Below are 8,579 nucleotides of genomic sequence, written 5' to 3' on the forward strand. Positions count from 1 at the left end.
ATTTTATTTAATTAATAGCTGTAAAATATATGAAAGTAGACTCCTTGCACAACCTATCTTATAAAGAGGAATTTGCAGGAGACACGAAACGCAGCACCACAGCGTACAAAAAGGTACGTGAGAATGCGGGTATTGGAGCGACGTACATCGCAGATACTTCAAAAGTTGGCAGTCAAATAAGTGATGAGCCTGCACAGCGTATAAAAATACGTGAGCACAGGCAAATCCCCAAATTTAACGTACCAAATCTTGAAGTATCAAAGGTATACAAATTACCTTTAGAAGGAGGTTATGCAAGGAGTCTAATAAAACCGGTGATTATGGCAGGAGGTAACGGTAAAAGACTATGGCCTTTGTCATCTAAGGATAAACCGAAACAGTTAAAAAAAATATTGAGTGATCTAACTTTACTTCAGCAAACATTAAACCGAAATAAATTTTTAGGACAACCTACTATTATTACTTCCAAAAAATATGAATCAATCACTAAAGAACAAGCAGCAGAAATAGATGTAGAAATAGCATTAATTACCGAGCCTTTACAAAAAAATACTACCGTTTGTGCCATTATTACGGCATTATCGGCTAAAGCACAAGGATTTGATATTGTAGTGTTACTACCTTCAGACCATCATATAGCGGATGATATAAATTATCTTAATACTATAAATAAAGCTTTACATTATGTTAATGAATTCGGCATTTGCACTATAGGTATTCCTATAAATGTTATAAGTGCCGAGTATGGCTATATAAACACAGGATTATCAATTGCAGAAAATGTTTATCTAGTTGATCATTTCATTGAAAAACCTATATTAGAGCAAGCAAACAAACATTTTCAAAGTAATGAATATTTTTGGAATTCAGGAATTTGTGTATACGATGTTAACTTCTTCTTAAACTTAGCAATGAACCTTCAACCTAATTTATTCTGTATTGCAGAAAAAGCATTTAATACTGCCGTAAAAAATGAGAATAGTTTGGCAATAGACAATAAGGCTTATAATGAAATCGCAGCAATTGCTATAGACAATGCCATAATGGAATATATTTCGGGAATGGTCATGATAAAAGCCGATTTTGCTTGGAACGATCTTGGTATTTGGCATTCCTTATTACAGGTAAAACACCGGAATATAAACGACAATTATTGCGAGGGAAACGTAGTAACAAGCAATACTACAAACTCTTTCATTAGTTCTAATAATAAATTAACTACCGTAGTAGGTCTTAACAATGTCATAATTATCGATACTATGAAGGGTCTTTTGGTTGCCGATCAATCAAAATGAATGATCTAGAGAAAGCTAAAATCCTATTTACTGCTCTTTTTAACAGAAAATCTGATTCATCACCGAATTATGAAATATATGAAAAAGCTTTTCTAAATAATATTTTATCTTCTGAAGAAATAAAATTAGAAACTATGGAGGGAAATAACAAAGCTTGTTATATTCTTGCTAAAACTTACAAAATAATTAATCGTAACCCCCAAGATGAATATAACTCTATGTTATTAACATTAATTGAAAGTAAATTAGGAAATACAGAATGTACACAGCTTGTTTATTCATATCCTATAAAATATACAAGCTTTGAATCTACTGTTAACAATTTTATTCAAGACTATATAGGACAGCTTAATATCACTTTTGATGATGCTATATTATCAGCTGCTTACTCCGATACTTTAAATACTTCAATGTTAGAAGACTCAAATTATTATTTATAACCTTGGTTGAACACCGCTAATATTTAAGGCTATTGACATAGCGTTATTGCTTATATATCCTATTTTTATGAGTTTAAACCTCATCATTCAAATATAGCTAATCTTATAAACTTCAAAAATCTGTAAGTTATAGGAACAACTTAGTAATAAAGCGGTTCATTTTAGTTGAGTTACAACATGGAAAATACTACAGAAAAACAAGTAATAATATCTGAAGTCAAAAATGATAAAGACATAGATGAAGAAGAAAAAAGGTTAAAAGCAGAAGATTCACGAAAGCAACTTAAAGCAATACTGATAACATTTGGTATTATTTTGACCAGTTTTTTAACTTTTACTTATTTCTTTTTTAATTACATAGAAGAAAAAGCGAAAGAATACAAACAACAGCAACAACAAGAAATTCAAAAAACTAATAAGAATTAAATATTAGATTACTACACTTCTCCTTTAATTATGATCTTGTTGTATGGCTGCGATATCATTCCAGCAAGGCATTGTTGCGTGGATACCACCCCGTCATTGCGAGCGACTGCAAGGAGCGTAACAATCCAGAAAAAATAACAAAAAAATACTGCAAATCAGCATTTTTTACTGAATTGCTGCGTCAATTACTTACGTAATTTCCTCGCAATGACGGAAAAAACAATCCACGCAGGCAATGCCCGCTCGTAATGATTATTTTTATACTGCCTTAAGTTTAGATTGCTTGAAATTAGTTTTATCAAAATCATAGATAAAATCTTTGATAATAGGCACTATAAACTGTTTAAATTTACTTCCGCTAAATACCCCGTAATGCCCTGCCCCTTTTTGTAAATGGCATCTTTGCATTGATTCAGGTATATTTGAACAAAGTTTTAAAGCAGCTTTTGTTTGCCCTACCACTGCAATATCATCTCATTCCCCTTCAATACCGAGTAAAGCACATTTAGTAATATGTTTTAAATCGATCGGATGCTTCTCAGAAACTAATTTACCTCTTGCTAACGAAAATTGTTGGAATACTTCATCTATAGTTTGTAAGTAAAACTCTGCCGGCATATCCATACCTGCTAAATACTCATCATAAAATTTAATAGTATGATCGGCTTTTTTATAGTCAGAATTTAATAAACTTTACCATAATTCTAAATGTGAATCTATATGACGAAATAGGTTTAAACTCATAAAGCCGGCAAGTTGGAAGAAGCCGGGATATACTTTTTTACCATGTCCGGGATAGTTTGGCGGCACCTGCATTGTAACCATTTGGCAGAACCATTCTAAACTTTTACTTTGAGCGAATTCATTAACTGCCGTGGGATTTTTTCTAGCATCTATAGGGCCGCCATCAAAATCATCGAACTCGGCACATTTGGACTATTACTCTCCAACATTAAGCTAACGGCGGCAAGCAGTGGAACAGTAGGTTGGCAAACTGCCATAGTGTGAACATTCGGTCCTATAAAATTGATAAACTCCATTACGTAATCAATATAATCATCCATATCAAAATACCCTGCTTCAAGCGGCACATAACTGGCTTCCGTCCAATCTGTAATATAAATATCGGTATACGGTAATAATTCTTGTACTGTTGTTCTAAGTAAAGTAGCGTGATGTCCCGCCATGGGTGCTACTATTAATCATTGAGGTAATTCTTTTTTAAAACCTATTTTCTGAAAATGCCTCAGTTCATAAAAAGACTTTTTTAGTATAACTTTTTCATTAATGTTATAGGTTCTATAATCAATAATTGTTTCAAGGATATTAAATTCGGGTTTTTCATATTTTCTAGTCATGCGTTCACAAAGCGTTAAATAAGCATGCATAATTCTTGCAAAACCGTTATCTTCTAATGACTCATGTTCATATGCTTCTTTTAGAATTTTTATACCTAAATGCGTTGGAGCAATTTGTGCTCTAAGCCCATCTAACATATAATATGTATAATTAGTACTTAAATCACAGTTAATCATAATTTATCCACAAATTTAAAAATAATTAATATAAATTTAGTTTAACACTAAAAATTTCTCAGTACATTAATTTTAGGATTCACGACTTAAATTTTTATAAATGCGTGATAATAATGGTCTATATATAAATATGTTTATTTTTTCTTCTTATTTTGCTTAGGAATTTTATTTACGTGGTCATTAATATTAAACCAAGTACTTTCATTTACTTTCTGTTTTTTATAGCATGTATCAATATTATTTATATAATTTTCAAAATCTTTATTCTCTTCTGCTAACCTATTAGCCATATTCCAATCTATTTCCGGTCTTTCTCTAGCAGGAATTGATATTTTACTATCTTCAGGATTTTCTATATCTACTAAAATAAATCCTATACCATGTCTAGTACATAGCACTTCAAGTTCATGCCTAGTATCACTTTATCTACTTTCAATTAAATCAGCAGCAACTAAATAACCATAATGTGCCCATGAGGAATTTGATAAAGCCTGAAAAAAAGATTCTCGTAAATTACTACGATTGATAATTTTTTTTGCTTCAAAAGACCAAAGCCTTGCTTGTTTTCCTGCATAATATTTAGCACAATCTTTAATTAGTGAACTCCACTTTTCGTTAAGAACTTCCATACCTACCCAATCTGGGTGTAACCATTTATTATTACCTTTAGTTCCTTGTTTATTTGAAGAAAAATTATGCTTAATAGACATATTATGAATCTTCAATTTGTTTTGAAGATATAATGCAAGTGCATCACATACTTGCACTGCGGTTATTTTATCTTCTTTATTCGCATTTATTTTAGGTTCTGTGGCTTGTTCATTATTAACATAGTAATTAGGGTTTTGCGAATAATAAAACTTTAGCTTAGGTTTTAGCTCTATTCTAATATTAGGTTCTTGTCTTCGTTCAGCAGAAAGCTTACTACTGCTAATTTCACCTGCATCAATTCCTATAATTTCCTTATCTTTTTCTTCTTGAGTCTTTGCTTCTAACAATCTCTTATTTGTACTTGCATTTGCTTTGAGTCTTGCTTCATCAATGTGATTTTCTACAAGCCATTCAGCTATGCCATAAGAGGTAAATTTCTGATCTTCATGTGCTTTTAAAAAACCAATGATGGCATTTTTGCGATTAAATTCCATATCAAATACACTAAGAATTGAAATACTATAAAATATACATATTATTTTAAAAATTTCAACTTTCAATTATCAAACTTGATGTTTTTATAAAGTATTATTTATATATTTTTCAAATTTAGAAAATAATGTTTTGAAGTTATGAGTAGTAACATTTGCTACTTCTTTTGATGTTATATTTTTGAGTTCGGCAACTTTTTCAGCAACATACCTAACAAATGCCGGTTCGTTTTGTTTGCCTCGCATAGGCGTAGGAGCTAAGTAAGGAGTGTCGGTTTCTATTAATAACCTATCAAGCGGTATATATTTGACTATTTCTTGTAAATCAGTAGCATTCTTGAAAGTTATAATCCCTGACATTGAAATATATAAACCGATATCTAGCATTTTTGCTGCTAGATTTTTTGAAGAGGTAAAGCAATGTATTAAACCTGGAAATTTGCTGTTACGCATTTCTGAGGTTAAAATGTCAATAGTATCTTCGTCTGCTTCTCTTGTATGAACAATAACAGGCAGGCGTGTACTAGACGCCGCATGTATATGTGCTACAAACGAATCTTTTTGTAATTTTTGATCGTAAGGCTGATGATAATAATCAAGCCCCGTTTCACCGATTCCGATAATTTTCGGATGCTGGGTTAGCATAATAATTGCCTCAGCATCTGAGTTCGGCAAGACGTAGTCTTGACGTAGCAATCTTGTCCAAACTTCCTGAGATTGCCACAGCACTTGCAGTGCTTCGCAATGACTGATAAAAGAATTCACTTCACACGGATGCACCCCAACACTTGCAAAAACATTTTCATATTTTTCAGCTATCTCTAAAATAATAGGTAAATCTTCAATTTTAGTGCAGATAGTTTGCATATACTGCACATTATTTTCTAATGCTCTTTGAATGACAGAATCTAAAAGCACTGCGTCATACCATGGTTTGACTACGGTATCTAGAAAACAACTAATATTAGTTGTTTTAATACCCTCACTAGATCCCGTGATCACGTCGCGGGATGACAAGTTACTACGTAAATTAAGATGACAATGTGAATCTATTAACATATTATACTCTTAGTAGGTGTGTCATACTGCGGTCTCGCCACGGTATGACATACTATTCAAATTTTGGAAATATTATGGTAGGTTCTAAAATATTGCTACCCGCTGTTAAAGTATAATCACGTATTAAATGCTTAAATAGACGTTCTTCTTTATTTACCCCTAACTGATCAAGCATTTTATTTGCTGAACTCGGTATAAAAGGCAGAAGCATTATCGCAATATAGCGTAAAACTTCTAGTAAAGCGTATAACACTTCTAACGTTTTATCTGGATCGGTTTTTTTCAAATTCCAGGGTGCTTCGCTATCAATATATATATTTGCCTCTTCGGCCAAATTAATAATATTTTCAAGAATTTTATTAATCTCTGTTTTGTCCATCAATAAAATATTCTGCTCGACAAATTTACTTGCGGTTTTTAAAATCGGTAGCTCATATATTTTATCTATAACACCTTGCGTAAGCAAAGGCACTTTGGCGTCATTATTCTTATAAACAAAAGATGTAGTACGCTGTAATAAATTACCTATTTTGTTTGACAACTCGTTATTAATACGGGTAATTAAATTACTACGAGCAAAATTGCCGTCTGCACCAAAAGTTACTTCACGCATCAGAAAATACCTCACTTGATCAACACCGAATTCAGCAATTAACTTAATCGGATCAATGATATTACCAAGAGATTTAGAGATTTTCTGCCCCTCATTCGTCCACCAGCCATGAGCCATAATTGTTTTCGGCAGCGGAACTTCTGCAGCCATTAAGAAAGCAGGCCAATAGACGGCATGAAAACGCAAGATATCTTTACCAACTACATGTAAATCAGCCGGCCAAAACTTACCGTAATTACTTTGTTCGTCAGGATAACCGAGTGCTGAAATATAATTAGCCAGTGCATCAAGCCAAACATACATTACATGTTTTTCATTATTTGGCACTTTTATTCCCCAGTTAAAAGTAGTACGCGATACCGATAAATCTTTTAAACCCGATTTAACAAAGCTAATTACTTCGTTACGCCTTGATATAGGTCTGATAAAATCAGGGTTTGCTTCATAAAACTCAAGCAATTTATCCTGCCATTTTGAAAGATTAAAGAAATAGCTAGGCTCTTTAACCCATTCAACTGGAGCACCCGTCGGTGCTAAACCGTCACTCGTAAGTTCCGACTCATCAAAAAAAGCCTCATCTCGCACTGCATACCACCCTTCATAAAAACCTTCATAAATAGTGCCGTTATCTAGTAATTTCTGCCAAAAAACAGCTACAGCTTCTTTATGCCTGTGTTCCGTTGTTCTGATAAAATCATTATTGGAAATATGCATAGCAGTCATCAGATGACGAAAACTCTCGGATGTTTGATCGGTAAATTTTTGTGGGTCAATATTTTTATTAATAGCTGCTTTTGCTACTTTCTGCCCATGTTCGTCAGTACCTGTTAAAAACATTACATCGAAACCTCGAAGTCGCATGAAACGAGCGATTACGTCACTTGCAACGCTAGTATAAGCATGACCGATATGGGGAACATCGTTAACATAATATATAGGGGTAGTAATGTAGTAAGTATTGTTCATAAATGCTTTTTTATTAACTCATGTACTTCAAATGGACTTAAATCTAAAGCTTTAATTGTTTTTATTCTCTCAGGAAATCTGTTACTTAATTCTTTAAAGCAATCATAGATTTTTTTATAAAAATCTATACCTCTTATGTCAAATTTATTGCTCATATTTCGTGAATTGACTCTATTAATAGCAGTATCCGGCTCTACGTCAATAAAAAACGTAATATCCGGCATAAGAGAAGGCATTAAAGTTTTGTGCAGATTATAAACTAAATCTATGCCGTTTTCTAGCTCTAATCCTTGATAACATGCAGTTGAGTCAATAAACCTATCACATATTACAATATGTCCCTCTTGTAGAGCTGGTATAATTTTCCGTGCCATATGATCATAACGTGCTGCCATAGCTTGTAATAGCTCGGACATGGGTAGTAATTCTTCATGTACTAGAATTTCACGCATTTTTTCGGCTACAATAGTACCACCGACTTCACGAGTTAAAACAACGGGAGTATTTTGAGATTGTAAATATTCATAGAGCATTTGAGATTGAATAGATTTGCCTATCCCTTCCCCTCCCTCAAATGTAATAAACTTTCCTTGTTTCAAATTATTCATTCATTACAATTACTGTAAGCTATAACTTTATAATCATATCTCTTAAAAAAATATTTACAAGGAAGATTACATACTTATATACTCCTACAAAATGAAGAGCTGTTATACGAAGATCAACTTGGGAAAGAGTAATCGGTCTGTAAGCCGAGGAGCAGAGCGTATATTAAACATTCAGCATCCGAGGACTTACAAAGACATTGTTACCAATGTTCCAAGTTCATCGAGTATAATCCATTATAAATTTTAAATTATTAATATATGAATAATTCATTAAGTAAAAGGGATTTTTCGATCCTAATCGGTAATGCGATGGATCATTTCGATACTGCACTTTATGGGTTTCTTGCTCCGCTACTTGCTGGTATTTTTTTTCCGAATCATGATCAAGTCGTTGCTTTAATACTTACCTATAGTGTTCTTGCTACGTCTTTATTTACACGTCCCATAGGCTCTTATTTTTTTGGTGTAATTGCTAAAAAATACGGCGGTGTTTTT

Annotated in this window: 8 protein-coding genes and 3 pseudogenes; 5 read left to right on the forward strand and 6 right to left on the reverse strand. The window is 32.8% G+C overall.

Going from position 1 to position 8,579, the window contains the following annotated elements:
* Window positions 1-29: 29 nt before the first annotated feature.
* The 4 genes and pseudogenes from RGRA_RS11035 to RGRA_RS0106675 form a co-directional block, all read left to right on the forward strand.
* Window positions 30-1,070 (forward strand): annotated as a pseudogene (locus tag RGRA_RS11035) (sugar phosphate nucleotidyltransferase); the annotation flags it as partial.
* Complete coding sequence (locus RGRA_RS14710; RefSeq protein ID WP_408005786.1) at window positions 1,068-1,295, forward strand: hypothetical protein; 228 nt, start codon at window positions 1,068-1,070, stop codon at window positions 1,293-1,295. The pseudogene RGRA_RS11035 and the gene RGRA_RS14710, both read left to right, overlap by 3 nt.
* Window positions 1,292-1,735: a hypothetical protein gene (locus RGRA_RS13840; protein WP_017442521.1), complete on the forward strand. Its 444-nt coding sequence runs from the start codon at window positions 1,292-1,294 to the stop codon at window positions 1,733-1,735. The genes RGRA_RS14710 and RGRA_RS13840 overlap by 4 nt, the downstream gene beginning before the upstream one ends.
* 177 nt (window positions 1,736-1,912) lie before the next feature.
* Complete coding sequence (locus RGRA_RS0106675) at window positions 1,913-2,161, forward strand: RP671a family tick cell line-upregulated protein (protein WP_017442522.1); 249 nt, start codon at window positions 1,913-1,915, stop codon at window positions 2,159-2,161.
* Between the two features lie 258 nt (window positions 2,162-2,419).
* Here the strand turns inward: RGRA_RS0106675 and phaZ are convergent.
* The 6 genes and pseudogenes from phaZ to tmk form a co-directional block, all read right to left on the reverse strand.
* Window positions 2,420-3,696: pseudogene (gene phaZ / locus RGRA_RS09365) on the reverse strand (polyhydroxyalkanoate depolymerase).
* A gap of 134 nt (window positions 3,697-3,830) precedes the next feature.
* A complete protein-coding gene (locus tag RGRA_RS09785) occupies window positions 3,831-4,094 on the reverse strand; it encodes a hypothetical protein (RefSeq protein WP_017442523.1) in 264 nt (87 codons plus the stop codon).
* Window positions 4,095-4,118: 24 nt separating this feature from the next.
* The gene (locus RGRA_RS12830) at window positions 4,119-4,841 is read right to left on the reverse strand and encodes a hypothetical protein (RefSeq protein WP_024547383.1); all 723 of its coding nucleotides are present in this window, start codon (window positions 4,839-4,841) and stop codon (window positions 4,119-4,121) included.
* Between the two features lie 84 nt (window positions 4,842-4,925).
* Window positions 4,926-5,897, reverse strand: a complete 972-nt coding sequence (locus tag RGRA_RS0106695; RefSeq protein ID WP_017442524.1) for a TatD family hydrolase — start codon at window positions 5,895-5,897, stop codon at window positions 4,926-4,928.
* 52 nt (window positions 5,898-5,949) lie between these two features.
* Window positions 5,950-7,476: a methionine--tRNA ligase gene (gene metG, locus RGRA_RS0106700; protein ID WP_017442525.1), complete on the reverse strand. Its 1,527-nt coding sequence runs from the start codon at window positions 7,474-7,476 to the stop codon at window positions 5,950-5,952.
* The gene (tmk, locus tag RGRA_RS0106705; RefSeq protein ID WP_017442526.1) at window positions 7,473-8,084 is read right to left on the reverse strand and encodes a dTMP kinase; all 612 of its coding nucleotides are present in this window, start codon (window positions 8,082-8,084) and stop codon (window positions 7,473-7,475) included. The genes metG and tmk overlap by 4 nt, the downstream gene beginning before the upstream one ends.
* Before the next feature lie 258 nt (window positions 8,085-8,342).
* Between tmk and RGRA_RS0106710 the strand changes: the two are divergent.
* Window positions 8,343-8,579, forward strand: a pseudogene (locus RGRA_RS0106710) (MFS transporter); the annotation flags it as partial.

The organism is Rickettsia gravesii BWI-1, assembly GCF_000485845.1.
Classification (GTDB): Bacteria; Pseudomonadota; Alphaproteobacteria; order Rickettsiales; family Rickettsiaceae; genus Rickettsia; species Rickettsia rickettsii.

Excerpts from the sequence above, each read along its gene's own strand:
- tmk (WP_017442526.1), bottom strand. The coding sequence starts at position 8,084 with ATGAATAATTTGAAACAAGGAAAGTTTATTACATTTGAGGGAGGGGAA.
- metG (WP_017442525.1), bottom strand. The coding sequence starts at position 7,476 with ATGAACAATACTTACTACATTACTACCCCTATATATTATGTTAACGAT.
- RGRA_RS0106695 (WP_017442524.1), bottom strand. The coding sequence starts at position 5,897 with ATGTTAATAGATTCACATTGTCATCTTAATTTACGTAGTAACTTGTCA.
- RGRA_RS14710 (WP_408005786.1), top strand. The coding sequence starts at position 1,068 with ATGATAAAAGCCGATTTTGCTTGGAACGATCTTGGTATTTGGCATTCC.
- RGRA_RS0106675 (WP_017442522.1), top strand. The coding sequence starts at position 1,913 with ATGGAAAATACTACAGAAAAACAAGTAATAATATCTGAAGTCAAAAAT.
- RGRA_RS12830 (WP_024547383.1), bottom strand. The coding sequence starts at position 4,841 with ATGGAATTTAATCGCAAAAATGCCATCATTGGTTTTTTAAAAGCACAT.
- RGRA_RS13840 (WP_017442521.1), top strand. The coding sequence starts at position 1,292 with ATGAATGATCTAGAGAAAGCTAAAATCCTATTTACTGCTCTTTTTAAC.